The sequence below is a fragment of the Methylobacterium sp. J-072 genome (assembly GCF_022829425.1).
Taxonomy (GTDB): domain Bacteria; phylum Pseudomonadota; class Alphaproteobacteria; order Rhizobiales; family Beijerinckiaceae; genus Methylobacterium.
On the sequence record NZ_JAKSYK010000231.1, the window covers coordinates 1 to 25,566 of the forward strand.

Consider the following 25,566-nt stretch of genomic DNA (forward strand, 5'->3'; position numbering starts at 1 on the left):
CGCAGCGAAGCAACCCAGTGCGGCGGGCGTTCGCAGGCCGTAGCGGTTCCCTGGGTTGCTTCGCTGCGCTCGCAATGACGGCAAGGGAGGATTTAACCGGACGTCGCATCGGAGGCCGGCGGATGGCTCGGCACCAACGGCGGTACGATCGACCATCCTCAACCGCATATCCGGCAAAACATGCCAATCATCGGCCTTTGACAACAAAAATTCGGCATGTCGCCCCGCGCGGCAATCCGTATGCTCCGGTCAAAAGCTGGGAGCCGCGCCGATGAACGCCATACCGCCGAGGACGATGATCGCGCGGTCCGCCGAGGTCGATCACGATCCGGCCGAGACCCAGGATTGGCTGGCTGCCCTCGAATCGCTGTTCCGCACCGAGGGCGCGGCGCGGGCGCGGTTCATCCTCGACCGGCTGGAGCGGCGCTCGAAGGAGATCGGCATCCTCGACGAGGCCCTGCCCTACTCGCCGTATCGCAACACGGTTCCCCTGGAGAAGCAGCCTCGCTACCCGGGCGATCTCGACATCGAGGAGCGGCTCACCTCGATCATGCGCTGGAACGCGCTTGCCATGGTGGTGCGCGCCAACATGGCCTACGGCGAGCTCGGCGGGCACGTGGCGAGCTACGCCTCGGCAGCCGAGCTGTTCGAGGTCGGGTTCAACCACTTCTTCAAGGGCGGCCCGGACGGCGACCTCGTCTATTTCCAGCCGCACTCGGCGCCGGGCGTCTACGCCCGCGCCTTCCTGGAAGGGCGGCTCTCCGAGGAGCAGCTGAAGCATTACCGCCAGGAGATCGCCGGCGACGGCCTGTGCTCCTATCCGCATCCCTGGCTGATGCCGGATTTCTGGCAGGTCCCCACCGGCTCGATGGGCATCGGCCCGATCCACGCCGTCTATCAGGCGCGGTTCATGCGCTATCTCGGCCACCGCGGCCTGGCCGACACCTCCGCCCGGCACGTCTGGGGCGTGTTCGGCGACGGCGAGATGGACGAGCCGGAATCGATCGGCGGCCTCGCGCTGGCCGCGCGGGAAAAGCTCGACAACCTCACCTTCGTGATCAACTGCAACCTGCAGCGGCTGGACGGCCCGGTGCGCGGCAACGGCCAGATCATCCAGGAGCTGGAGAGCCTGTTCCGCGGGGCGGGCTGGAACGTCATCAAGGTGCTGTGGGGCTCCGAGTGGGACGGGATTTTCGCCCGCGACACCAACCACGCCCTGCTGCGCCGCTTCGCCGACACCGTGGACGGCAAGTACCAGACGCTCGGCGCCAAGGACGGCGCCTACAACCTCGCCCACTTCTTCGGGGAGGACCCGGAGGTGCGCGAGCTCGTCGCCCACATGTCGGATGCCGACGTGGACCGGCTGAAGCGCGGCGGCCACGATTTCCGCAAGCTCCACGCGGCCTTCGCCGCCGCCAAGGCCACCAAGGGCCGGCCGACGGTGATCCTGGCCAAGACCAAGAAGGGCTACGGCATGGGCGGCGCGGGCGAGTCGCGCATGACCGCCCACCAGGCGAAAAAACTCGACGTGGATGCGCTGCGCGCCTTCCGGGACCGCTTCGCCCTGCCGCTGTCGGACGCGCAGGTGGAGGGGCTGGCCTTCTACAAGCCGGCCGAGGACGGCGCGGAGATGCGCTACCTGTGCGAGCGCCGCGAGATGCTGGGGGGCGTGCTGCCGGCCCGCCGGCGCACCGCGCCGACCGTGACGGTGCCGCCGCTCTCGACCTATGCCGGCTTCGCCCTGGAGGCGGCCGGCAAGGAGATGTCGACCACCACCGCGGTGGTCCGGCTCTTCGGCAACCTGCTGAAGCACAAGGATCTCGGGCCGCGCGTCGTCCCGATCGTCGCCGACGAGGCGCGCACCTTCGGCATGGCCAACCTGTTCCGGCAGGTCGGGATCTACGCCCCCGAGGGGCAGCTCTACGAGCCGGAGGATGCCGGCTCGATGCTGTATTACCGCGAGGCCCGCGACGGGCAGCTCTTGGAGGAAGGCATCACCGAGGCCGGGGCGATCTCGTCCTGGACCGCGGCGGCCACCGCCTACAGCGTCCACGGCCTGTCGATGCTGCCGTTCTACATCTACTACTCGATGTTCGGCTTCCAGCGGGTCGGCGACCTGATCTGGGCGGCGGCCGACCAGCGCGCGCGCGGCTTCCTGATCGGCGCCACGGCGGGCCGCACCACGCTCGGCGGCGAGGGCCTGCAGCACCAGGACGGCTCGAGCCACCTCGCCGCCGCAGCGATCCCGAACTGCCGGGCCTACGATCCGGCCTTCGCCTACGAGGTGGCGGTGATCGTCGATCGCGGCGCCCGGGCGATGATGGAAGAGGGCGAGGACGCCTTCTACTACCTCACCGCCATGAACGAGAACTACGCCCAGCCGTCGATGCCGGCGGGCGCGGAAGAGGGTATCCTGAAGGGGATGTACCGCCTCGGGGGTCCGGAATCCGGCGCAGCCGCGGTGCGCCTCCTCGGCTCGGGCGCGATCCTGCCCGAGGTGATCGCAGCCGCCGCCCTGCTGGCGCAGGATTGGGGCATTGCCGCCGAGCTGTTCAGCGTCACCAGCTTCAGCGAGTTGGCACGCGACGCGCGAGAGGCCGAGCGCCGGGCGATGCTCCACCCGGAGGCCGAGGCGCCGGTAAGCCACGTGGCGGCGCTGCTGCCGGGCGCGACACCGATCGTGGCGGCGACCGACTACGTCCGCGCCTACCCGCAGCTGATCGCCTCCTATGTCGGCGCCCGGTTCGTGACCCTCGGCACCGACGGGTTCGGCCGCAGCGACACCCGCAACGCGCTCCGCCGCTTCTTCGAGGTGGACCGGCAGCACGTGGTGGTGGCCGCCCTGCACGCGCTGGCTGAGGCCGGCACGGTGCCGCGCGCCACGGTCGCCGAGGCGATCCGGCGCTACGGCATCGAGGCGGACACGCCGGCGCCCTGGACGATCTGACGGCCAGTGCGACCTGAGGAATTCCCACCCGCGCCCTCATCCTGAGGCGGCGGAGCGAAGCGGAGCCCTCGAAGGAGCCCTCCAGCCGGCCGCGCGATCCCTGGAGGCCTCCTTCGAGGCTCGCTTCGCTCACACCTCAGGATGAGGGGTGTGGGTGGGAGGGAAGCCAGAGCGCGAACGCACTGCGCGAGGCCCGACTCCGGACCTCCGCCCCCCAAAAACCGTCCGCCCCAGACAAGCCACGGAAACCCGCCCGATGAGCGCCGCGCTGCAGATCGCCCTCCCGGATATCGGCGATTACCGGGACGTGCCGGTGATCGAACTCCTGGTGAAGCCGGGCGACCGCCTCGCCGTGGACGACCTGATCCTCAGCATCGAATCCGACAAGGCGACCATGGAGGTCCCCTCCCCGGTGGCCGGAACCGTGCGGGAATTGCTGGTCGCGGTGGGCTCGAAGGTCTCGGAGGGCACGCCGATTCTTTTGGTCGAGCCTGCCGAGGGCGGCGAGCCCGCACCGGCGCCGGCTGCCGATGCCGGCCAGAGCGCAGGTCCCCTCTCCCGTGCGGGAGAGGGACAGGGTGAGGGACCAGCCCTCTCCGGACACGGCGCATCCCTCACCCCAACCCGCTCCCGCACGGGAGAGGGGGACCGTCGCGCGCTGGCAGAGCCGTTGCGCCAGGACACGCAGCCAGCGAGCATCGGCGACGTCCACGCCAGCCCCTCGGTGCGCCAGCTAGCCCGCGAACTCGGAATCACCCTCGACCGGGTGCCCGCCACCGGCCCCAAGGGGCGGATCCTGCGGGAGGATTTGCACGCCTACGTCAAGGCGGCGCTCCAGGCCCCGGTCCACGCGCCGGCCGCGCCCTCGGGCATCGGCGCCGGCCTGCCGCCCTGGCCGCAGGTCGACTACGAAAAATTCGGTCCGGTGCGGCGGGAGCCCCTGTCGCGGATCCAGACCATCTCCGGGGCCAATCTCAGCCGCAACTGGCTGACCATCCCGCACGTGACCAATTTCGACCGGGCCGACGTCACCGAGATCGAAGCGTTCCGGGTCGGGCTCAACAAGGAGACGCGCACGCCGCCGGCGCGGGTCACCATGGTGGCCTTCCTGATCAAGGCCGCCGCCCTGGCCCTGCGGGCCTATCCGCGCTTCAACACCTCCCTGGAGGGCTCCGACCTCGTCCTCAAGGACTACGTCCATGTCGGCTTCGCGGTGGACACCCCGAAGGGCCTGATGGTCCCGGTGGTGCGCGACTGCGACCGCAAGGGCCTGATCGCGATCGCCACCGAGATGGCGGCGCTCGCCGACAAGGCGCGCGCGGGGAGCCTCTCGGGCGCCGACATGCAGGGCGGGTGCTTCTCGGTGTCGTCGCTGGGCGGCATCGGGGGCGACGGCTTCACCCCAATCATCAACGCCCCCGAGGTCGCGATCCTGGGCGCGGCGCGCTCGCGCATGGAGGCGGTCTGGGACGGAAACGCCTTCCAGCCGCGGCTGATCCTGCCGCTCAGCCTGTCCTGGGACCACCGGGTCGTGGACGGCGTCGCCGCCGCCCGCTTCCTCGGCCACATCGCGTCGGTGCTGTCGGATCTGCGCCGGGCGCTGCTGTGACGGCGATGATAGGTGCGCGACGCGCCGTGCCTCCGAAGCGCGGTCTCGTGAATCCATCCATTGCTGGGCATCGCGCGGGTCCCCTCTCCCGTGCGGGAGAGGGACAGGGTGAGGGGTGCGACCTCTCCGGAACGGCCCGGTCCCTCACCCCAGCCCTCTCCCGCACGGGAGAGGGGGCACGTCGCGCCTTTTAAGAGACGGGGTTGAACAACCTCTGCGTCTCTGTCGGAGGGCGTAGACCGTGACAGTCCCGATGCCTTCCGCCCATCCTCCTAGACTGTGATCGACGCCGCCATGCCTGAGACCCGCGAGATCCGCGTCCCCGATATCGGCGACTTTTCCGGCGTGCCGGTGATCGAGATCCCGGTAGGGCCGGGCGAGACAATCGCCCGCGACCAGACCCTGCTCGTGGTCGAGTCCGACAAGGCGACCCTCGACATCCCCTCCCCGGTCGCGGGTCGGCTGGTGGAGATGCTGATCGGCCTCGGCGACACCGTCTCGGCCGGGACGCTGATCGCCCGCGTGGCCGTCGACACGGAGACGGCGGCCCCCGTCGCGGCCCCCGCCGACGCGCCGGCGGACGAAACCTGCGACGTGCTGGTGATCGGCGGCGGCCCCGGCGGCTACGCGGCGGCGTTCCGGGCCGCCGACCTCGGGCAGCGCGTGATCCTGGTGGAGCGCGAGGCGACGCTCGGCGGCGTCTGCCTGAACGTCGGGTGCATCCCGTCGAAGGCACTGCTCCACGTCGCCGCAGTCACCGAAGAAGCCGGGCGCCTCGCCACCCACGGGATCAGCTTCGGCGCGCCGACGATCGATCTCGACAAGCTCCGGGCGTTCAAGGCCGGCACCGTGCGGCGCCTGACCGACGGGCTCGCCCAGATGGCGCGCCAGCGCAAGGTCGCGGTCGTGCGCGGCACCGCGCGCTTCACCGGGCCGAACGCGGTCTCGGTGGCGTTGCAGGCGGGCGGCAGCCGCGCGATCGGGTTCAGGAGCGCCATCGTTGCGGCGGGCTCGTCGCCGGTCAGCCTGCCGATTCTGCCCGACGACCCGCGGATCGTGAATTCCACGGGGGCGCTGGAGCTGCCCTTCGTGCCCCGCCGCCTGCTGGTGATCGGCGGCGGCATCATCGGCCTGGAGATGGCGACGGTCTACAGCGCGCTCGGCGCCCGGGTCGACGTGGTCGAGCGCCTGCCGAACCTCCTGGAGGGGGTCGACCGGGACCTCGTGGCGGTCTGGACCAAGCGCAACGCCCACCGGTTCGACCGGATCCAGACCGGCGCCGAGGTCGTCTCGGCCGCCGCCACCCCGGACGGCATCGCCGTGACCCTGGCAGGCGAGGCGGAGCCGCTTGTCTACGACCTCGTGCTCCAGGCGGCCGGCCGGCGGCCGAACGGCGACGCTCTGGGCCTCGACGCGGCGGGCGTTGCCGTGGAGCGGGGCTTCGTGCCGGTGGATTCGCAGATGCGCACGAGCGTGCCGCACATCCTGGCGGTGGGCGACCTCGTCGGGCAGCCGATGCTCGCCCACAAGGCGGTGCATCAGGGCCACGTCGCCGCCGAGGTGGCCGCCGGCCACAAGGCGGGGTTCGACGCGACGGTGATTCCCTCGGTGGCCTATACCGATCCGGAGATCGCCTGGGCCGGCCTGACCGAGACCGCCGCCAAGGCCGCCGGGCGGACGGTCGAGGTGGCGCGCTTCCCCTGGGCCGCCTCGGGCCGGGCCATCGCCAACGGCGCGGATTACGGCCTGACCAAGCTGCTGTTCGACGCGGACACCAAGCGGATCGTCGGCGGCGCCATCGTCGGCCCGAGCGCGGGCGACATGCTCGGCGAGATCGTGCTCGCCATCGAGATGGGCGCCGACGCGACGGATATCGGCCGCACGATCCACCCGCATCCGACGCTCGGCGAGACCATCGGGCTCGCCGCCGAAGCGGCGCTCGGCCTCTGCACCGACCTGCCCCCGGCGCGGCGCTAGCAGGCTCGACCCCACGGCCCGGTTTGGATAAACCGTCTGCCGCGAGGCCGGGGACGGCTCGGCTGAGCCGGCCCGTCCGCACAACAACAGGACGCCTCCATCCCGGGGGGATTCGGGCCGAGACGATGCGGTGTGCCGAATTAGCCGTTCCGGGACGTTCCGATGCCAAAGCTCACCTTCAGCGCGCTTGATCCGCGGGCGGTCCGACGCTGCGTCGCCTTCCTCGTGCGGCGCGACTGGGCGCTCCATCTCGGCCTCGCGGCGGTGCTGGCGGGGATCCCGATGAGGCCCGCCGCCGTCGCGGCCGAGGCGCCCGCCGCCACGCAGCCGCAGGCCGCCCTGATCGCGTCCCTGCAGAGCCGCGTGCTGGCCGCGCACAGCGCGACCCTGGCGCTGGAGAGCTGGTGCGCCGACCACAAGCTCGCTGGCGACCCGCATCTCGTCGCCCGGCGCATGGACGTGGCCGACAAGCCCCTCACCGCAGCCCAGCGCGCCCGCCTGGCGATCGGCCCCGACGAGCCGGTGCGCTACCGCCGGGTCCGGCTGGCCTGCGGCGACCGGGTCCTTTCGGAGGCCGACAACTGGTACGTCCCGGCGCGCCTGACGCCCGAGATGAACGCGACCTTGGAGGGCACCCGCACGCCCTTCGGCCGGGTCGTGCGCCCGCTGGAGCCGACCCGGCAGACCCTTGAAGTCCGCCCCTTCCCGCAGGCCGCGGCGCCCGGCCCCGACGATCCGCTGTTCGAGGTCGACGCGGTGCTGTCGACAGGGGCCGGCCAGCCGTTCTGCGAGGTCGCCGAGACCTATCTGGGCGGTGCGCTGCCCGAAGCTTCGCGGTAAGAGAGCCTCAAACGGCCGGTTCGGGAGGAACGAGGATGCGTCGCGCGGTCTTGGCTTTGCTCGCTTCGATGCCGGTCTGCGGCCCGGCCCTGGCCGCCGATCCGGCCGGCCTCTGGCTCACCGAGACCGGCAGTTCCCGGGTGAAGGTCGCCCCCTGCGGCGGCGGCTATTGCGGCACCATCGTCAGCGCCCCCGGCAAGGCCCTCGACGCCAAGAACCCGGACCCGGCCCTGCGGGGCCGCAGCGTCGTCGGCGTCCAGATCCTCGACGCTCGGCAGGCGGACGGATCGGGCTACAGCGGCTCGCTCTACAACCCGAACGACGGAAAGACCTATTCCGGCTCCCTGCGGCTGACCGGCCCGAACGCCCTCGAAGTCTCGGGCTGCGTGATGAGCGTGTTCTGCAAGCGCCAGACCTGGACCCGGGTGAACTGACCACCGCCCACGGTGACGCAGTCGCGGGCTCGTGACGGATCAATTGCGCACGACCGAAGCTTCCCTCTCGACAGAGACAGGGACCTTCATGACCAAGATGATTTTCGCCGCCGCTCTCGCGACCTGCTTGGTCGGACCGGCCTCCGCCCAAGTGATCGAATCCCCGACCGGCACCGTGGTGGTCGTGCCGCCCGGCGCCCCCGGGGTGGTGACGTCGCAGTCGAACGCGACCGGTGCCGAGGGTGCCATCACCTACTCGCCGACGGGACAGCCGGCGGATTCGATCGCCAACGATTCCGCGGCCGCCGGCAACGCCAACCAGCCCTCGCGGGTCGCGCCCCAGGGTGGCGGCGGCGGGAAGTAGGCGACACCGCTTTGCCCCGGACGCGGTTTCTGTGTCCGGGGCGAGGTTGTCATCGCGCGTGCAGCGATTCCGTTGCGCTCGATCATGGGATCGCGTGCCGCCCTGGCTTGCTTCGCTACGCTCGCCATGACGGTGAGGTCGCGACCGACCGGCGGATATCCAAACCTCTCCCCTATCCTAAGGTGCTGCGCAGCAGCCTCGAAAGAGGGTTCCAGGGCTACGGCTTCGACAGGCTTCGACCGTCGCCGCTTTCATGCGTGGGTGCAAAAGGCGTGGGTCCCCTCTCCCGTGCGGGCTACGGCCTGTACGGAAACGATTCGGGTGTTTTGAGTTGGCCGCCTTTGGCGTTGTGCTGGAGGTTGGGATGGAGGGGCTTGGGGTCGGGGACATTCGCACCGAGGCGCGGGGTGCGTGGCTGTTCGAGCGGATCGTGACGACGGGCAGCGTCGTCCTGAGCGAGATCGGGGGCGGCGAGGCGGGCACGGCCTCGGCCCATCGCTATCTGACCTCGCCGCGCACGAACGTGCGCAGCATCCTGCGGGCGTTCGGGGCGCGCACGGCGCGGGCGTGCACCGGGCGTCCCATCGTCGCCGTTCAGGACACGAGCGAGATCAGCTTTGCCCCGGCGGGGGGGCGCCACGGGCTCGGGCCGGCCGGGAACGGGTGCCACCCGGGCTTCTTCCTGCACCCGGTCATCGCCGTGGATGCCGAGGACGAAGCGGTTCTGGGGGTGGTCGATGCCGCGATCTGGACCCGGGCCGCGGCCCCGGTCGCCCCGCGTACGGCGCGGTCGATCGAGGAGAAGGAGAGCCTGCGCTGGATCACCGGAACCCAGGCCGCGGCGGCGGCCCTGGGCGGGGTGGCCGCGAGCCTGATCGTGGTGGCCGACCAGGAGGGCGACCTCTATAGCCACTTGGCCCGGCGGCCCGCGGGCACCGACCTTCTGGTCCGCGCCCGTCACGACCGGGCCCTGGCCGAAGGCGGGCTGATGCGAGCCCGGGCCGCCGCCTGGCCGGTGGAGGCCGAGGACACCGTGCCGATCCCGGCCGGGCCCGGGCGGCCGGCGCGCACCGCGCGGGTCACGCTGCGCGCCGGCCCGGTGACGCTGAAGCGTCCGGCCCGCGGGCCGAGCCATGAGCCGCCGAGCCTGAGGCTGCATCTCGTCGTGGTGGAGGAGCCGGAGCCGCCGGCGGGCCAGGCGCCCGTGTGCTGGCGGCTTCTGACCTCGCGATCGGTGACGGGGGCCGCCGAGGCGCGGGAGATGGTCCGGCTCTACCGGCTACGCTGGCGCATCGAGGAGGTGTTCCGTGCGCTCAAGCGCGATGGCCTGGGCCTCGACACGACCCAGGTGCGGGTTCCCGACAAGCTGTTCCGGCTCGCCGCCCTGGCCCTGGGGGCGGCGGTGCGCATCCTGCAACTGGTGAATGCCCGCGCGGGCGGGCGGCAGCCGATGAGCGATGTGCTGGACGCGGCGAGCCTGCCCTGGGTAGCCGCCCTCGGCCGAGCCCGCGAAGGCGGCACGGCGCGCCTGCGCAACCCGCATCCGCCCGGCTCCCTGGCCTGGCTCTCCTGGATCGTCGCCCGCCACGGCGGCTGGAACGTCGCCGGCAAGCCGCCGGGGCCCAAGATCATCGCCCGCGGATGGCAGACCTTCGCAGCTATGCTCGCCGGCGCACTCTTGGCCCCAACAGAATCACTTCCGTACAGGCCGTAGCCCGTGCGGGAGAGGGACAGGGTGAGGGATGCGACCTCTCCGGAAAGACCTGATCCCTCACCCCAACCCTCTCCCGCACGGGAGAGGGGGCGCGTCGCGGTCTGCAACAGCACTTGCGCCTCAAACCTATCAGGAAGCGCAGAGCGTGCTGGAGCCCTCCTTCGAGGGCTTCGCTGCGCTACGCCACCTCACGATGAGGCCGCGGACGGGACCTGCCGTCCCGCCTCACGCCGCCTCGGTCAGCGCCTGCTCGATCGCGTCGAGCGCCGCTTCCGCGCCGGCGCCGTTCGGGCCGCCGGCCTGGGCCATGTCGCGGCGGCCGCCGCCGCCCTTGCCGCCGAGCGCGCCGGCCCCGGCCCGGACCAGCCCGACCGCGTCGTAGCGGCCGGTCAGATCCTCGGTGACGCCGACCACCAGCCCGGCCTTGCCGTCGGCGGAGACGCCCACGATCGCCACGATGCCGGAGCCGAGACGCTTCTTCTCCTCGTCGATGATCGGCTTAAGGTCGCGCATGTCGAGACCCTCGACCACCGAGCGCCGGAACGCCACGCCGCCGACCTCGCTCTGACGTGACGAACGACCCGAGTCGGGGTCCGAAGACCCCATCGCCAGCTTGCGGCGGGTGTCGGCCAGCTCCCGCTCCAGGCGGCGCTTCTCCTCCATCAGGGCGGTGAGGCGGTCGGGCGCCTCCGTGACCGGCGCCTTGAGGATGCCGGCCAACGCCGCGAGGGTGCGGGCCTCCTCGGCCCGGTGGTGGCGGGCCGCGTCGGCAGTGAGCGCCTCGATCCGGCGCACGCCGGCACCGACCGCGCTCTCGCCGACGATGGTGATCGCCCCGATATCGCCGGTGCGCCCGGCATGGGTGCCGCCGCACAGCTCGATGGAAAAATTCTTGAGCCGGGCACGACCGGTCTCGGGGCCGTCCGCGTCCACCGGCAGGCCCATCGAGACGACCCGGACCTCGTCGCCGTACTTCTCGCCGAACAGCGCCCGGGCGCCCGACGCGATGGCGTCGTCCACCGCCATCAGCTTGGTCACCACCGGGGCATTCTGGAGCAGCACCGCGTTGGCGATGTCCTCGACCCGGGCCAGCTCCTCCGCCTCGATCGGCTTGGGATGGCTGATATCGAAGCGCAGCCGCTCGGAACTGACCAGCGAGCCCTTCTGCGCGACGTGATCGCCGAGCACCTGGCGCAGGGCCTCGTGCAGGAGGTGGGTGGCCGAGTGATTGGCCCGGATCGCCCTGCGACGGGCATGGTCGACCTTCAGCTCCACCGGCTGGTCGAGCCCGAGAATCCCCTCCTCCACGCTGACATGGTGGACGAACAGGTCGCCGAGTTTTTTTTCTGTGTCGGTGACGCGGACCTTCAGGCCGGCGCCCAGGATCAGGCCGGTATCGCCGACCTGGCCGCCGGATTCGGCGTAGAACGGCGTCTGGTTGACCAGCACGAGGCCGGTCTGCCCGGCCTCCAGGCTCTTCACCTCGGCGCCGTCGCGCAGCAGCGCGGTGACGATGCCCTCGGCGGCCTCGGTCTCGTAGCCCAGGAACTCCGTGGCGCCGACGCGCTCGCGGATGCCGAACCAGACCGTCTCGGTGGCGGCCTCGCCGGAGCCCTTCCAGGCTTCGCGCGCCGCCTGCTTCTGGCGCTGCATCGCGGCGGTGAACGCCTCCGTGTCGACCCCGATGCCCCGGGCCTTGAGGGCGTCCTGGGTGAGGTCGAGGGGGAAGCCGTAGGTATCGTAGAGGGTGAAGGCGGTGTCGCCCGAGAGCTTGTCGCCGGCCTTGAGCTCCCGGCTCTCGGAATCGAGGATCGACAGGCCGCGCTCCAGGGTGCGGCGGAAGCGGGTCTCCTCCAGCTTCAGGGTCTCGCCGATCAGCGCCTCGGCGCGCATCAGCTCGGGGTAGGCCTGGCCCATCTCGCGCACCAGGGTCGGCACCAGCCGGAACATGGTCGGCTCGCGGGCACCCAGGATCTCGGCATGCCGCATGGCGCGGCGCATGATCCGGCGCAGCACGTAGCCGCGGCCCTCGTTGCCCGGCAGCACGCCGTCGGCAACGAGGAACGAGGAGGCGCGCAGGTGGTCGGCGATCACCCGGTAGGACGCCATCGTGGCGGGCTCGGGCGCCCGCGAGACCGCATGCGCCACGGCGTCGATCAGCGCCTTGAACAGGTCGGTGTCGTAGTTGGAATGCACGCCCTGGAGGATCGCCGCCATGCGCTCCAGGCCCATCCCGGTATCGATCGAGGGCCGCGGCAGCGGGTTGCGCACGCCGGGCTCCAGCTGCTCGTATTGCATGAACACGAGGTTCCAGAACTCGAGGAAGCGGTCGCCGTCCTCGTCCGGTGAGCCTGGCGGGCCGCCCTGGAGCGACGGGCCCTGGTCGATGAAGATCTCCGAGCACGGGCCGCAGGGGCCGGTATCGCCCATCTGCCAGAAGTTGTCGGAGGTCCCGATCCGAATGATCTTGTCGTCGGAGAAGCCGGCGATCTTTTTCCACAGGGTCGCGGCCTCGTCGTCGTCGGCGTAGACGGTGACGAGCAGCCGGTCGGGCTTGAGGCCGAATTCCTTGGTGATCAGCGTCCAGGCCAGCTCGATCGCGCGGTCCTTGAAATAGTCGCCGAACGAGAAGTTGCCGAGCATCTCAAAGAACGTGTGGTGGCGCGCGGTGTACCCGACATTGTCGAGGTCGTTGTGCTTGCCGCCGGCGCGCACGCATTTCTGCGCCGTGGTCGCCCGGTCGTAGGCGCGCTTCTCGACGCCGGTGAAGACGTTCTTGAACTGCACCATGCCGGCGTTCGTGAACATCAGCGTGGGGTCGTTCTTCGGAACCAGGCTCGACGAGGGCACGGGCTCGTGTCCCGCACGCGCGAAGAAGTCGAGAAAGGTCGACCGGATCTCGTTGACGCCGCTCATCGGGGCAGAACTCTAAGCAGGGCTCAAGGGACTGGGCCGCCACCCGTTTCAGGCGCAACCCGCATGGCGTCCTCTTAGAGCCGTTCCCGATCGCGTAGCAATCGCGAAGGGCGCGCAAGGCCTTGCAAGGTCTTGGATGAGACGCGCCCCGATTGTGAGGGGCACGCTCGCAGAAGGTGATCCGGCCTGGGGGGCCGACACGGCTGCCGCGAAATCTCCCCAGCCGCCCCACGGCCGCCACAAGCACGGCCGTGTTGTCGCCACATCTGTCAAGCGATGGTGTGTCCAAGGCGCCATCACCGGCGCGTGAGGAATCGGGTAGACGATGCAGGGCCGCACGGTCGGATCGCCGAGGAACGTCACGGGCAAGCAGGGCCGGTTCGGGTCCGGCCGGGCCGATGCCATCACCGCACAGCCGATGGTCGGCCGTGCCCACGGGAGCGTCCCGGCGCTGGCTCGCTCGGTGCTCACCGTCTCGCTGATCGCCGGCGGGCTGAGCGCCGCCCTGATCGGTTCGGGGATCGACCTCGGCAAGGTCGGCCTGAATCAGGCGGTGTCCTCGGCGCAGGCCGCCACCGAATTGCCGATGCCGCGCCCGCGGATTCACACCGTGGCGCTGAGCGAGGAGCTGGAGCGGACCCCGCTGCGCGCCTCGGCGAGCTTCGCCGCCGTCCACGACCTCGACACCGCCGTCGGCTCCAACGGCGTCGACCGCGTCTCCTACGACTTCCTGCTCTCGGAGAGCGCCGGCGGCGACCCGAACGACATCCTCGAATTCGGCCCGATGAAGATCCGCCGCCACTTGGTGCAGACCATCGTGCGCGCCGCCCAGGCGGTCCAGACCGACCCGGTCCTGCTGATGGCGGTGGCCGACAAGGAGTCGAGCTTCGTCACCGCGGTCCAGGCCAAGACCTCCTCGGCCACAGGCCTCTATCAGTTCATCGAGCGCACCTGGCTCGGCGTGGTGCGCGATTTCGGGCCCCGCTACGGGTTGGCGAAGGAGGCGGCTTTGGTCACGGCCGATGCCAACGACCGGCCGGTGATCACGGATGCCGCCGACCGCGCCCGGGTGCTGGAACTGCGCCGCGATCCCTACCTGTCGGCCCTGATGGCCGGCGAGATGCTCAAGCGCGATGCCGGCCGCATCGCCCAGCGGATCGGCCGCGATCTCACCCTCGGCGAGGTCTACCTCGCCCACTTCCTGGGCGTGGAGGATGCCGGCGAGTTCCTGGCCAACGTCGTCAACAAGCCGGCCGCCGCCGCCGCCGGGCTGCTGCCCGGCCCGGCCCGCGCCAACCGCTCGATCTTCTTCGCCGCCGGGCGCTTCGTCGGGCGCGGCCGCCACCGCAAGCCGGCCAGCCTCTCGGTGGCGCAGGTCCACGAGAAGTTCGAGGCGATGATGAGCACGCGCGGCACGCGCTACCAGAACGTCCAGGCGGTCTCTGGGATCATGGCCTACGCGGATGCTGCAACCGGCATCGCCACGCAGTAAAACCTCAGCGAGCGGGCGGCCAATTCGCGGCCCCGCGCGCAACTCCCGGCGTCCTGCCGACGTTCGTCCACAAGCGCCGCGTTCGTGTGCGGCGTGAAACGGAGACTTCCGGGGGACGTTCTTGAGAAAGCCTCTGTCGAGCACGGCTACGCCGCTCACTGATACGCTCTCGCCGAGCAGCATCCCGCTCGACCAGATCGGCCAGACGCTGGCGTCGATCTACGACGACCTCGTCTCGGAGGGCGTGCCGGAGCATCTCGCCGCCCTGGTCCGTCGGGTCCGGCAGAACGAGGCCGAGGCCGCCGCGCCGCGCGAGGCGTCGCCCATCCTGGCCGAAGGTCCGGCGCAGCGCCTCGCCCTGGTGGTCGAGGACGATCCCGAGATCCGCGCCCTGGCCGAAACCCTTCTCGAAGAGACCGAGCTCGACGTGATCGGCTGCGACAGCGCCGAGGCGGCCCTCGTCGTGCTCCAGGCGCGGGGCGGCGACGTGGCCCTGGTCTTCGCCGATGTCCGGCTCGCCGGCGCGATGGACGGGCTGCAACTCGCCCGGGCGGTCGCGACCCTGTGGCCGCGCGCCCGGCTGGTGGTCACCTCGGGCCACGGAATCCGCCGCCCGGACCTGCCGAGCGAGGCGGTGTTCATCGCCAAGCCCTGGCGGCCCCTCGACGTGCTGGTCGAGGCCGAGCGGGCGACCACGGATCCGGCGCCGCCGGTCACCTGAAACGGCGCCCGCGGCGTCGGGCCCGGCCCTTGCATTGACCGCCGACGTATCGGCGCGAGCCCGGAGCCCCTGTCCTTGCCGATCCTGTCCGTCCGTCACCGCACGGTCTACCGGTACCGGCGTCCGGTCGCCTTCGGCGAGCACCGGATCATGTTCCGGCCCCGGGACAGCTATGATCAGCGCCTGATCGAGGCGTCGCTCGAGATCACCCCCGAGCCCGCCGCCCTGCGGTGGATGTTCGACGTGTTCGGCAATTGCGTCGCGGTGGCGACCTTCGGGGGCCGCGCGGAGACGCTGACCTTCGAATGCGGCATCACCCTCGACCACACCCCCGAGCACGCGCCGGTCTTCCCGCTGGCGCCGCACGCGACGCATTACCCGTTCGGCTACGGCGCCGAGGACATGCCCGACCTGTCCCGGTCGATCGAGCGGCAATGGCCCGACCCGCGCCACGAAGTCGATGCCTGGGCGCGCAGCTTCATCCCCGCCCAGGGCCGGATCCCGACCCAGGAACTGCTCGCCGACATGACCCGGAGCGTGCGGGCGAACTTCACCTATCTCGCCCGCTCCGAGAAGGGCGTGCAGGAGCCGCTGACGACGCTGCGCAGCAAGCGTGGCTCGTGCCGCGATTTCGCGGTGTTGATGATGGAGGCGGTCCGTGCGCTCGGCATGGCCGCCCGGTTCGTCTCCGGATACTTGTACAACCCGCGCAACGACCGGGCGCGCCATGTCGGCGGCGGCTCGACCCATGCATGGCTGCAGGTCTACCTGCCGGGTGCCGGCTGGATCGAGTTCGACCCGACCAACGGGATCGTCGGCAACCGCGACCTGATCCGCGTGGCGGTGACCCGCGATCCGGCACAGGCCGTGCCCTTGCACGGATCGTTCTTCGGCCTGGCCAGCGACGACCTCGGCATGCGGGTGGATGTCGATGTGGTCGAACTGCCTGACGAAGAGGCAAAAACACGCGGCTTTCAGGCGCATCCGCCAATACTGACGCGTTGAAACAAGAAATCTGGATTGCGCATGCGGGGCGACCCGCCGAGGCGAGAGGACACAGGTGGCCGCGATGAAGATCAGGACCGGTTACGATATCGGCTTCAGCCTGACCCAGCCGACGCCCATGATCCTGATGCTGAGCGTCCATCCGTCCCGGATGCACGACCTGCTGACCCCGCAGGTGATCAGCTTCGACCCGTGGATCCCCGCCCACGAGTACCGGGACGTGTACGACAACGTCTGCCACCGCATCGTTGCGCCGCCGGGCCTCCTGACGATCTCGGCCGACTTCACGATCCAGGATTCCGGGCTGCTCGACGCGTACGTGCCCGACGCCCGGCAGATCCCGGTGCAGGACCTGCCGGACGACGTGATGATCTATCTGCTGGGCTCGCGCTACTGCGACACCGACAAGCTCGCGCAGACCGCCTGGTCGCTGTTCGGCAACGCGCCGGAGGGCTGGGCGCGGGTGCAGGCGATCGTCGCCTACACGCACGAGCGCATCCGCTTCGACTACCAGCGCGCCGACGCCACCCGCACCGCCCATGACGGCTTCATGCAGCGCGAGGGCGTGTGCCGGGATTTCGCCCATCTCGCCATCGCGTTCTGCCGGTGCATGAACATCCCGGCCCGCTACGCCACCGGCTATCTCGGCGATATCGGCGTGCCGATCGACCCGGCGCCGATGGATTTCTCGGCGTGGTTCGAGGCCTACCTGGACGGCCCGGAGGGCCCGCGCTGGTACACGTTCGACGCCCGGCACAACCGCCAGCGGATCGGCCGCATCGTCATGGCCCGGGGGCGCGACGCCACCGATTGCGCGATCTCGACCAATTTCGGCTACGCCCATCTGGCGCGGTTCGACGTCCATACCGACGAGGTCGGTTAACGATCGGAGACTGCCACGGGCGAGCCCGCTTACGTATTCCACCGTCAAACAAAATCTTCTTCGCGGCGTGGAACTGCCAACCTATGCTCACGCTTGTAATGGCAAAGGTTATCGCACAGGCAGGCACCCCATGAAGACCTCGGCCACCGCGCTCGCGGCGCTCCTCGCCGCAACTGTTCTTGCCGCCCCGGCGCTGGCAGCTCCGGCCTACGATCCCTTCGGCGCCAACGGTGCGGAAGAGTATTACTCGGATCCGGGCCAGTACGGCTATCAGGGCACCCCGGGCTACGGCCAGGGCGTGCAGGACGCCCCGCAGGCCCAGGTCCAGCCGATCCCCCGCGAGATCGTGGCGTTCAACGCTCCCTACGCCCCGGGCACGATCGTCGTCTCCACCGCGGAGCGCCGCCTGTACTTCGTGATGGGCAACGGTGAAGCCATCCGCTACGGCGTCGGCGTCGGCCGCCCCGGCTTCAGCTGGAGCGGCGTCAACACGGTGACCGCCAAGCGCGAGTGGCCGTCCTGGACGCCCCCGAAGGCCATGATCGCCCGCCGCCCCGACCTGCCGCGCTACATGGCCGGCGGCATCGAGAACCCGCTCGGCGCTCGCGCCATGTATATCGGCAGCACCGAGTACCGCATCCACGGCTCCAACGAGCCGGACACGATCGGCCAGGCCGTGTCCTCGGGCTGCATCCGCATGACCAACGACGACGTCACCGACCTCTACGAGCGGGTGAAGGTCGGCGCCAAGGTGGTCGTTCTGAACTGAGCCTACGAAGGCTTCGGATCTTCAGAACTCGCCTCATCGTGCGGTTGAGGGTGAGATGATCCGGGCGCACAAAGCCTTTCGAGCGAGAAGCCGGGTGGTCACGAAGGTGACCGGCCGGCTTCTTTGTTGTCGCGCACCTGTTAGCGCCGCATCGTCGCCGGAGCGATCACCCCGTCATTCCGGGGCGCCGGAGGCGAGCCCGGAAACTAGAAACACAGGTGGGGCAAAGCCTTGCAGTGTCGGCGGCTCTAGATTCCGGGCACCGCTGCGCGGCCCCAGAATGACGTGGTGTCTTCACGACGGCTGCCCCCATGACGGTGAGTCACGGCGCCCGACTCCAGCCCGCGGCCATCCCTCCACTTCGGCCTTCGCGGGAGGCGCAGGGAGCGAGGCTCAGCGTCCCGAGCCAGCGTCCAGAATCGGCCGGAGCACCGGGACATCGAAATAGACCCGGTCGAGGTCGATCTCGAAATCGACCGCGTCGAACCGGAGAACGTCCCCCGGCCCGGTCAGGACATCGAGGCGCCACCCCTCGTCCGTCCGCTCGTAGTGTTCGACGCGCATCTGATCCTGGTAGATCAGAGCGATGTGACGGAGCGTCGGCAGGGACTTGTAGAACTTGAGCTTCCCACCCCTGTCATGATCCATCGTCGACGGCGAGAGCACCTCCACCACCACGAGCGGGTCGGTCAGGTAGGTCTGATTCTGCCGCGGGCCGCACCGGACGACGATATCGGGTCTGGTCTTGTCCTTGCCCCGGCTTTCGCTGGAGCGCTGGACACGCATGCCGCCCTGATAGCTTCGGCATCCGGCGGCATCCATCGCGAGCTTGAGAGGCGCGCCGATATTGCCGGCGATCTGCTCATGGTTCTCGGTCGGATTGCTCATCATCACGAGCTCGCCGTCCACGAGTTCCCATTCGCGGTCGTCGTGCTGCGCCTCCACGAACTGGTCGTAGTCGACGATGGTCAGAGGATGAGGCTGGTGGGCAGCGTCGGCCATGAAGCCCTCCGTCTCGACGGGACTACATCATCGGTGTGAAAGCCCATAGAGCCGCTGCCGATGGCTTGGATATCAGGCTGACTGCACCATCATGCGACTGCGAGGCTTTCGATCGGCTGCCCTTCGACCCTTGATGAGAGGAACGCAGGTGCGGCCATGAATGGACTCGCGCGCCTGACTGGGGCGTGGGTGTCCTCTCCCTGTAGGAAAGGGGCTACACAGGTTGGGAGATTCGTCTCTCCAGGATTGATGCCCCATACCTGATAACCCGCGCTGTCATTCCGGGGCGCCGCAGGCGAGCCCGGAATCCAGAAACGCTGCCGGCGCAAGAGTTTGGCACGTCGGTGGCTCTGGATCCCGGGCTCCGCTGCGCGGCCCCGGGATGACGGTGCGTGACGTCATCGGTCAAGCCTTTGCTTGAGGAACAAGACTGAACTTTCCGTGCCGGAGAGATGAAAATTCTAACCTGTGTAACCCATAGCCCTGTGGGAACGGGAGCCCCCACCTCATCCGGGCAAGTGCGCCTCCGGTGGCCCTGTATGCGGAGAGAGGCTCGCACAGACCTCGTCGGCCGGGCCGGAAGCGAGGGGCAAGCGGGAATCCGCTTCCCCCAAAATGATCCGAGACCCCCGAGCCCCTCAGGGCACCACGCGGCCGACCGCGGTCTGCGGCGGGCTGAACGAGGCGAGCGGGAGATCGCAGAAGCAGCGCAATCCGAGCGGGCGCGGCCCCGGCAGCGGGCAGGAGAACGGCTTCGGCCCGGTCAGGCCCTGCTGCACGGCATCGCAATTGAGGCCGACCGGCTGCTGACTCTCCCGGCGCCGCGGCGCCGGGCGGTAACCGCGCTCGTAACCCGGATCCTCGTAGCCCTGGGGCGGCCCGCCATAGCCCCCGCCACCATACTGCGCCCAGGCGGCCGAGCCCGGGAGCGCGGCGGCGAGCGCCAGCGCGGCGACGGTGAGCCGGAACAGGGTCCGCAGCCCGGACCGGCCGTGTGTGTGGAGGCGCATGCCTGATCCTTTCGCGCGACGCAGGCGCAGGATGCCTGCGCCGGTGCACATCGATGACGACCGAGAACCGAGCCCGATCGGGCTGGGCTCCCGCGGCTTCGATGCCAATACCGGCAAAAACGAGACGGCCCGCCTCCGGATACCGAAAGCGGGCCGCTGGTCCGATCTATGGGCGAGGTTCAGTGCGTCGAGCGGTCGGCGGCGTCCTGGACGTTCTGACCGGCCTGCCGGGCCGCATCCTGGCCCTGCTCCATGGCCTTGCGGGCCTCTTCGGTGCTCTGCTGCAGAGCCGACTTCGCGCGCTCGGCGCCCTGCTGCATCGCGCTCTGGGCGATGCCACTGAACTCCTTCGCCTGCGCCTGAATGGCGGCGAACTGGCTGCGCACGAACTCAGCCTGGTGCTGCATGGCCTCCTGCACGTCGCGCGAGCGGACGAGTTTCTGCGCCAGGTCGAACGCGGCGTTCACGTTCTGCTCGGCGTATTCGAAACCACGGGAGGACACGTCCTGCGCATTGGTGCGGGCGACCTCGGCCGAACCCTGGACCGTGTCGGCGGTCCGGCGGGCGGCGCCGATGAAGCTGTCGAAGGCCTTCCGGGCCTGCTCGACGCTCTTCTCGGCGAAATCGCGCATCTCGGTCGGGACTTCATAATTCGGGGGGTTACTCATAATCGTCTCCTCTCAATTCGGCTGTTAATGGCGCCTTGTGCACTGCACAATAACTGATTCGCCGCCATATGCCACCCGCGCCGCGTTCATTAAGGTTGACATGACGTAAACGTGTGACGGATGGCGCAAGAGTCCAGCGTCGCAACGCAGGTGCCTTTACAATAGGGGTACGGTTGCGCGTGTTTCTCGGGCAAAGCGGGCCGGGGACGAGGAATCGGGCGTGGGTTCGAGGTCGCGGGCTTTGCAGACGACACAGACATCGACCACCGGGGCGGCAGAGGCCGACCTGGCCGCAGCCTTCGCGGCCTGGGCGCGCCTGCCGAGCCTCGCGGCCGCGCTGACCGACCCGGACGCGCTCTATCTCGTGATCGATCCCGCTGACGGGCGGGTCCTGCTCGCCTCCCCGTCGGGGCAGGCGCTTGCCGCCGCCGCCGACACGGCTTCCCTGGGCCGCCAGATCGCCCGGGCCCATCCGCACGACACCGCGCCCCGGCTCGCCCGCCTCTCGCTCGACGCCAGGCGGATCGCCCCGCCCGCGCTGTGTCAGGTGGTCAGCGGGACCCGCGACGACGGCCGGCCGGCTGTCCTCGTGATCCCGACGGCCCCGGTGAAGCTGCCGCGCCCGCGGTCGGCCGCTCCGGCAGCTCCGCAGGTGGAAGCACCGGCGCGCGAATCGACACCTGCGGCCATACCGGTCGCACTCTCAGGCCTGAACACGGGCGACCGCTTCCTGTGGCGCAGCGATGCCTCCGGCGCGCTGACCACGCTGACCGGTTCCGAGGGCCTCGCCGGCCTCGTCGGCCAGCGTTGGCAGGATCTGGCCGAGACCGGCCGGATCACCGGCGCCGACGGGATGTTCGCGGCCTTGCGCGACCGGAGTACCTTCCGCGCCGAGCCGGCCCGCCTCGACCTCGGCGACGGCCCGTTCCAGGTGGAACTGTCCGGCGCCCCGCTCGGGCGGGGGGATGCGGCGTTTTCCGGGTTCGGCGGCTTCGGGCTGGTGCGTAGCGTGCCGGCGCCGCCGGTCCCGACGGAGGCGCCCACCCCGATCGAACCGGTTGCAGCGCCCGAAGAATCGCCCGAGCTTGTGCCATCGCGTGAGCCCGTGCAGGCGCCGGTCGCCTCAGCCGTGTTAGCCCCGGGGCCAACCGAGCGGGCACCCGCGAGGGTCGAACAGGCGGCCGCCGCGGGGCCCATGTCGGCCGAGACCCCGGCTTCGACCGCCCCGACCCCAGCCGAGCCGCAGCCCGCAATCGCCTTCGTCGAGCACCCACCGCATGAGCCGGCGGAGCCGACCGATGCGCCAGCGCCACCCACCCCCATGCCGGCCGCGCCCGAGCCTCCGGCCGCACGACCCGTCGAGCAGCCATCGCTATCGACCGACGAGCATGCCGCCTTCCGGGAGATCGCGCGGGCGCTCGGAGCCCGCTATGCCGGTGACGACGCGGCGGCCCCGATCCCGGCGCCCCGGGGCGGCGCGGTGATGCCGTTCCCCGGCCCGCATGCCGGCGTCGCGGAGGCACGCGAGGCCGCCGCGACGCGCGACCTCGATTTCCTGGCTGGGCTGCCCCTGCCGACCCTCGTGCATCGCGAGGGCGTGATCCTGGCAGCGAATCAGGCACTCCTGGAGATCACCGGCTATGCCGACGTTCCGGCCCTGACGAAGGCCGGCCTCGACCAGCTGTTCCGCGGCCTGCCTCAGTCGGACGGCCCGGATCCGGCCGCGCGCCGGACGGCCGTCGCGGCGGCAGACGGCAGCGCCCGCGCGGTCGAAGTGATGGGCGGCCCCTGCACCTGGGAGGGCCGACCGGCGACCTGCCTGGTGCTGCGCCCGATCGACGAGGCGGATCCGGCCGGCGCACTCACGGCCGAGCGCCTCGCCCGCGCCGCGCAGGCGGAGCGGACCGCCGCCGCGGAAGCCGCCCTTGACGCGCTGGAGGCCGGGGTCCTGACCTTGGACGGCGCCGGCCGGATCGTGGCGATGAACCGGGCGGCCGCCGAGCTGTTCGGGTGCGACCCCCGGGAGATCGTCGGCGGCAGCTTCGTCGCCCTGTTCGATCGGGAGAGCGTACTGGCCGTCGCCGACGCCCTGCGGGGCGCGGCGGGGGCGCCGAGGCCAGTCTCGGTGGCCGGTCGGGCGCTGACGATCGGCGTCTCACCGGCCCGGGAGGACGGACGCCGGGTCGCCGTGCTGAACGCCGCGCCGGTGGAAATCCTGCCGAGCGCCGAGCCGCCGCCGGCCCCCGCCTCGGGCCTCGACGGAGCCCTGGCGCGCCTCGACCGGGCCTTCCGGGGTCCGCTGAACGGGATGGTCGAGCTGGCCGACGCGATGCTCAAGGAGCCGTTCGGCCCCCTGGGGGACGTGCGCTATCGCGGCTGCCTGGCCCAGATCAAGACCTCGGGTGCGCTGATGCTGGAGCGCGTCGGCGAGCTTCTGGACCTCGCCACCGTCGAGGCCGGAGCCCTGCGGCTCGATCCGCGCCGGATCGCCCTCAACGACGTCGTCGCGGGTTGCGTGGCGCAGCTGCAGGGTGAAGCGGCCCGGGGCCGGATCGTGGTGCGCACGAGCTTCTCCACCGGCCTCGACGACCTCGAGGCGGACGAGCGCTCTGTGAGCCGCGCCGCCTGCCTGGTCATCGAGCACGCGATCCGTCGCTCGGCGGCCGGCGGGCAGGTCATCGTCTCGACCGGCTCGACCGAGAGCGCCGCGGTGGCTCTGCGGGTGCGGGATACCGGCGCCGGGGCGACCCAGGCCGCGTCCGGACCGGCAGGCGAAGTTGAGGACGGCCTCGCTTTGCCGCGGGCCTTGGTCGAGGCCAATGGCGGGCGTCTCCAACTGTCGGCGCGCCCGGAGGACGGCACGCTGGTGGAGATCATCATGCCGACGCGTCGCGCCGCGAACGGGTGAAAACGCGACGCGGTCGAGCTGTCTTACAAGTATTCGGAAACAGTCGGCCGCAGCTGACGGTTCGGCCGCCGCGCTCCGCTTGACAGCGCTTCGGGCGGGCTTCAATCAAGCCTTACATTGCGCCCAATTGAGTTCCGGGTCTGAGGACTCGGCTTGAGCGGGGCGGCGACGATATCGTCGTCGCACGATGTAGGCTACGTTACTTTGGAAGTCCTGGCTGCGCGGCCCACGCCGCGATACGATCGGGCACCAAACAGGGATGGAATGCCATGGAAGGCAAGGTCGTCGAGGTCCAGGCTGCGTGGCGTGAGGGTGCTCACGTCGACGACGCCCAATATCGTTCGCTCTACGAGGCATCGGTCAACGATCCCGACGCGTTCTGGGGTGAGCACGGCAAGCGCATCGACTGGATGACGCCGTTCACCAAGGTCAAGAACACGAGCTTCGAGCCCGGCAAGGTCTCGATCAAGTGGTTCGAGGACGGCAAGACCAACGTCGCCTACAATTGCATCGACCGGCACTTGGAGACCCGCGGCGACCAGACCGCGATCATCTGGGAAGGCGACAACCCGGACGAATCCAAGCACATCACCTACCGGGAGCTGCACGCGCAGGTCTGCCGGATGGCCAACGTCCTGCGCAACCGCGGCGTCGGCAAGGGCGACCGCGTCACCCTCTACATGCCGATGATCCCGGAAGCCGCCTACGCGATGCTGGCCTGCGCCCGGCTCGGCGCGATCCACGCCATCGTGTTCGGCGGCTTCTCGCCGGATTCGCTGGCCTCGCGCATCCAGGGCTGCACCTCCAAGGTGGTGATAACCGCCGACGAGGGCCTGCGCGGCGGCCGCAAGGTGCCGCTGAAGGCCAATGTCGACGAGGCGATCAAGCGCCTGGGGAATGATCTCGTCGACCACGTCATCGTCGTGCGCCGCACCGGCGGCGATGTCGCCATGGAGGCCGGCCGCGACGTCTACTACGACGAGGCCGCCGAGCAGGTGACCGACGAGTGCCCCGCCGAGGCCGTGGAGGCCGAGCACCCGCTGTTCATCCTCTACACCTCGGGCTCGACCGGCCAGCCGAAGGGCGTGGTGCACACCACCGGCGGCTACCTGGTCTACGCGTCGATGACCCACCAATACGTCTTCGATTATCGGGAGGGCGACGTGTACTGGTGCACGGCCGATGTCGGCTGGGTCACGGGCCACAGCTACATCGTGTACGGGCCGCTCGCCAACGGCGCGACCACGCTGATGTTCGAGGGCATCCCGACCTACCCGTCGACCTCGCGGTTCTGGGATGTGGTCGACAAGCACAAGGTCAACATCTTCTACACCGCGCCGACCGCGATCCGCTCGCTGATGGGCGGTGGCGAGGGGCCGGTGAAGAAGACCTCGCGGGCCTCGCTGCGCGTGCTCGGCTCGGTGGGCGAACCGATCAATCCGGAAGCCTGGGAATGGTACTACAACGTCGTCGGCGAGGGCCGCTGCTCGATCGTCGACACGTGGTGGCAGACCGAGACCGGCGGCATCCTGATCACCCCGCTCCCGGGCGCCACCGCCCTGAAGCCGGGCTCGGCGACCCGGCCGTTCTTCGGCGTGAAGCCCGAGATGGTCGATGCCGAGGGCAAGGTCCTGCAGGGTCCCTGCGAGGGCAACCTGTGCATCGCGGATTCCTGGCCGGGCCAGATGCGCACGGTCTACGGCGACCACGAACGGTTCGAGCAGACCTACTTCGCGACCTACCCGGGCAAGTATTTCACCGGTGACGGCGCCCGCCGCGACGCCGACGGCTATTACTGGATCACCGGCCGGGTCGACGACGTGATCAACGTCTCGGGCCACCGGATGGGCACCGCGGAAGTCGAATCCTCCCTGGTCGCCCACCCGAAGGTCGCCGAGGCCGCGGTCGTCGGCTACCCGCACAACGTCAAGGGCCAGGGCATCTACGCCTACGTCACCCTCAACGACGGCGAGGAAGGCGACGACGCCCTGCGCAAGGAGCTGGTGACCTGGGTCCGCAAGGATATCGGGCCGATCGCCTCGCCGGACCTGATCCAGTTCGCCCCCGGCCTGCCGAAGACGCGCTCGGGCAAGATCATGCGCCGCATCCTGCGCAAGATCGCGGAGGACGATTTCAATTCGCTCGGCGACACCTCGACGCTGGCGGAGCCGGCTGTGGTCGAAGACCTGATCGAGAACCGGCAGAACCGACCCTGATTGGTCCGGCCGCGCAGAAACGACGAGGCGGGTGCCGGTCCGGCGCCCGCCCCCAACAAGAACCACGAAACTTGTTCTCAAGAAAAACCGG

The 25,566-nt window shown here is 70.2% G+C and carries 18 protein-coding genes; 14 read left to right on the forward strand and 4 right to left on the reverse strand.

Features of this window, described 5'->3' with window-relative positions:
- Nucleotides 1-271: 271 nt before the first annotated feature.
- From mdeB to MKK67_RS31180, 7 genes are all read left to right on the forward strand, one after another.
- Nucleotides 272-2,947: an alpha-ketoglutarate dehydrogenase gene (gene mdeB, locus MKK67_RS31150; RefSeq protein ID WP_243972872.1), complete on the forward strand. Its 2,676-nt coding sequence runs from the start codon at nucleotides 272-274 to the stop codon at nucleotides 2,945-2,947.
- A gap of 256 nt (nucleotides 2,948-3,203) precedes the next feature.
- On the forward strand, nucleotides 3,204-4,556 hold the full coding sequence (locus MKK67_RS31155) for a 2-oxo acid dehydrogenase subunit E2 (RefSeq protein ID WP_243972873.1): 1,353 nt from the start codon (nucleotides 3,204-3,206) through the stop codon (nucleotides 4,554-4,556).
- A gap of 294 nt (nucleotides 4,557-4,850) precedes the next feature.
- Entirely contained in the window at nucleotides 4,851-6,533 is a 1,683-nt protein-coding gene (gene lpdA, locus MKK67_RS31160) for a dihydrolipoyl dehydrogenase (protein WP_243972874.1), read from the forward strand.
- A 162-nt stretch (nucleotides 6,534-6,695) separates the two neighbouring features.
- On the forward strand, nucleotides 6,696-7,373 hold the full coding sequence (locus MKK67_RS31165; protein WP_409568465.1) for a hypothetical protein: 678 nt from the start codon (nucleotides 6,696-6,698) through the stop codon (nucleotides 7,371-7,373).
- A 35-nt stretch (nucleotides 7,374-7,408) separates the two neighbouring features.
- Nucleotides 7,409-7,807: a DUF2147 domain-containing protein gene (locus MKK67_RS31170; RefSeq protein WP_243972875.1), complete on the forward strand. Its 399-nt coding sequence runs from the start codon at nucleotides 7,409-7,411 to the stop codon at nucleotides 7,805-7,807.
- Nucleotides 7,808-7,895: 88 nt separating this feature from the next.
- On the forward strand, nucleotides 7,896-8,171 hold the full coding sequence (locus MKK67_RS31175) for a hypothetical protein (RefSeq protein ID WP_243972876.1): 276 nt from the start codon (nucleotides 7,896-7,898) through the stop codon (nucleotides 8,169-8,171).
- Between the two features lie 364 nt (nucleotides 8,172-8,535).
- Entirely contained in the window at nucleotides 8,536-9,885 is a 1,350-nt protein-coding gene (locus MKK67_RS31180; protein ID WP_243972878.1) for an IS4 family transposase, read from the forward strand.
- A 225-nt stretch (nucleotides 9,886-10,110) separates the two neighbouring features.
- Here the strand turns inward: MKK67_RS31180 and alaS are convergent, their stop codons facing one another.
- Nucleotides 10,111-12,801, reverse strand: coding sequence for an alanine--tRNA ligase (alaS, locus tag MKK67_RS31185; protein ID WP_243972880.1), 2,691 nt, complete (start codon nucleotides 12,799-12,801; stop codon nucleotides 10,111-10,113).
- A gap of 325 nt (nucleotides 12,802-13,126) precedes the next feature.
- Here alaS and MKK67_RS31190 point away from each other — a divergent pair, with 325 nt between their 5' ends.
- The 5 genes from MKK67_RS31190 to MKK67_RS31210 all read left to right on the forward strand — a co-directional run bounded on the left by MKK67_RS31190 (nucleotide 13,127) and on the right by MKK67_RS31210 (nucleotide 17,671).
- Entirely contained in the window at nucleotides 13,127-14,293 is a 1,167-nt protein-coding gene (locus MKK67_RS31190; RefSeq protein ID WP_243972882.1) for a transglycosylase SLT domain-containing protein, read from the forward strand.
- 181 nt (nucleotides 14,294-14,474) lie between these two features.
- Complete coding sequence (locus MKK67_RS31195) at nucleotides 14,475-15,014, forward strand: response regulator (protein ID WP_409568469.1); 540 nt, start codon at nucleotides 14,475-14,477, stop codon at nucleotides 15,012-15,014.
- Between the two features lie 75 nt (nucleotides 15,015-15,089).
- On the forward strand, nucleotides 15,090-16,019 hold the full coding sequence (locus tag MKK67_RS31200) for a transglutaminase family protein (RefSeq protein WP_243972886.1): 930 nt from the start codon (nucleotides 15,090-15,092) through the stop codon (nucleotides 16,017-16,019).
- A 64-nt stretch (nucleotides 16,020-16,083) separates the two neighbouring features.
- Nucleotides 16,084-16,902: a transglutaminase-like domain-containing protein gene (locus tag MKK67_RS31205; RefSeq protein WP_243972888.1), complete on the forward strand. Its 819-nt coding sequence runs from the start codon at nucleotides 16,084-16,086 to the stop codon at nucleotides 16,900-16,902.
- A gap of 130 nt (nucleotides 16,903-17,032) precedes the next feature.
- Nucleotides 17,033-17,671, forward strand: coding sequence for a L,D-transpeptidase (locus MKK67_RS31210; RefSeq protein ID WP_243972891.1), 639 nt, complete (start codon nucleotides 17,033-17,035; stop codon nucleotides 17,669-17,671).
- Between the two features lie 393 nt (nucleotides 17,672-18,064).
- Here the strand turns inward: MKK67_RS31210 and MKK67_RS31215 are convergent, their stop codons facing one another.
- The 3 genes from MKK67_RS31215 to MKK67_RS31225 all read right to left on the reverse strand — a co-directional run bounded on the left by MKK67_RS31215 (nucleotide 18,065) and on the right by MKK67_RS31225 (nucleotide 20,351).
- Entirely contained in the window at nucleotides 18,065-18,673 is a 609-nt protein-coding gene (locus MKK67_RS31215) for a Uma2 family endonuclease (RefSeq protein WP_243972892.1), read from the reverse strand.
- A 638-nt stretch (nucleotides 18,674-19,311) separates the two neighbouring features.
- A complete protein-coding gene (locus tag MKK67_RS31220) occupies nucleotides 19,312-19,683 on the reverse strand; it encodes a hypothetical protein (protein ID WP_243972894.1) in 372 nt (123 codons plus the stop codon).
- 179 nt (nucleotides 19,684-19,862) lie between these two features.
- Nucleotides 19,863-20,351, reverse strand: coding sequence for a phasin (locus MKK67_RS31225; RefSeq protein WP_243972896.1), 489 nt, complete (start codon nucleotides 20,349-20,351; stop codon nucleotides 19,863-19,865).
- A gap of 220 nt (nucleotides 20,352-20,571) precedes the next feature.
- Between MKK67_RS31225 and MKK67_RS31230 the strand changes: the two genes are divergently transcribed.
- Both MKK67_RS31230 and acs read left to right on the forward strand, forming a co-directional pair.
- The gene (locus MKK67_RS31230; RefSeq protein WP_243972898.1) at nucleotides 20,572-23,259 is read left to right on the forward strand and encodes a PAS domain-containing protein; all 2,688 of its coding nucleotides are present in this window, start codon (nucleotides 20,572-20,574) and stop codon (nucleotides 23,257-23,259) included.
- A gap of 269 nt (nucleotides 23,260-23,528) precedes the next feature.
- Nucleotides 23,529-25,475 (forward strand): acetate--CoA ligase, encoded by a 1,947-nt coding sequence (acs, locus tag MKK67_RS31235; protein WP_243972900.1) that lies wholly within the window; start codon nucleotides 23,529-23,531, stop codon nucleotides 25,473-25,475.
- Nucleotides 25,476-25,566 lie beyond the last annotated feature (91 nt).

Excerpts from the sequence above, each read along its gene's own strand:
- mdeB (WP_243972872.1), top strand. The coding sequence starts at position 272 with ATGAACGCCATACCGCCGAGGACGATGATCGCGCGGTCCGCCGAGGTC.
- MKK67_RS31165 (WP_409568465.1), top strand. The coding sequence starts at position 6,696 with ATGCCAAAGCTCACCTTCAGCGCGCTTGATCCGCGGGCGGTCCGACGC.
- MKK67_RS31215 (WP_243972892.1), bottom strand. The coding sequence starts at position 18,673 with ATGGCCGACGCTGCCCACCAGCCTCATCCTCTGACCATCGTCGACTAC.
- MKK67_RS31220 (WP_243972894.1), bottom strand. The coding sequence starts at position 19,683 with ATGCGCCTCCACACACACGGCCGGTCCGGGCTGCGGACCCTGTTCCGG.
- acs (WP_243972900.1), top strand. The coding sequence starts at position 23,529 with ATGGAAGGCAAGGTCGTCGAGGTCCAGGCTGCGTGGCGTGAGGGTGCT.
- MKK67_RS31225 (WP_243972896.1), bottom strand. The coding sequence starts at position 20,351 with ATGAGTAACCCCCCGAATTATGAAGTCCCGACCGAGATGCGCGATTTC.
- MKK67_RS31210 (WP_243972891.1), top strand. The coding sequence starts at position 17,033 with ATGAAGACCTCGGCCACCGCGCTCGCGGCGCTCCTCGCCGCAACTGTT.
- alaS (WP_243972880.1), bottom strand. The coding sequence starts at position 12,801 with ATGAGCGGCGTCAACGAGATCCGGTCGACCTTTCTCGACTTCTTCGCG.
- MKK67_RS31190 (WP_243972882.1), top strand. The coding sequence starts at position 13,127 with ATGCAGGGCCGCACGGTCGGATCGCCGAGGAACGTCACGGGCAAGCAG.
- MKK67_RS31205 (WP_243972888.1), top strand. The coding sequence starts at position 16,084 with ATGAAGATCAGGACCGGTTACGATATCGGCTTCAGCCTGACCCAGCCG.
- lpdA (WP_243972874.1), top strand. The coding sequence starts at position 4,851 with ATGCCTGAGACCCGCGAGATCCGCGTCCCCGATATCGGCGACTTTTCC.
- MKK67_RS31170 (WP_243972875.1), top strand. The coding sequence starts at position 7,409 with ATGCGTCGCGCGGTCTTGGCTTTGCTCGCTTCGATGCCGGTCTGCGGC.
- MKK67_RS31175 (WP_243972876.1), top strand. The coding sequence starts at position 7,896 with ATGACCAAGATGATTTTCGCCGCCGCTCTCGCGACCTGCTTGGTCGGA.
- MKK67_RS31155 (WP_243972873.1), top strand. The coding sequence starts at position 3,204 with ATGAGCGCCGCGCTGCAGATCGCCCTCCCGGATATCGGCGATTACCGG.
- MKK67_RS31180 (WP_243972878.1), top strand. The coding sequence starts at position 8,536 with ATGGAGGGGCTTGGGGTCGGGGACATTCGCACCGAGGCGCGGGGTGCG.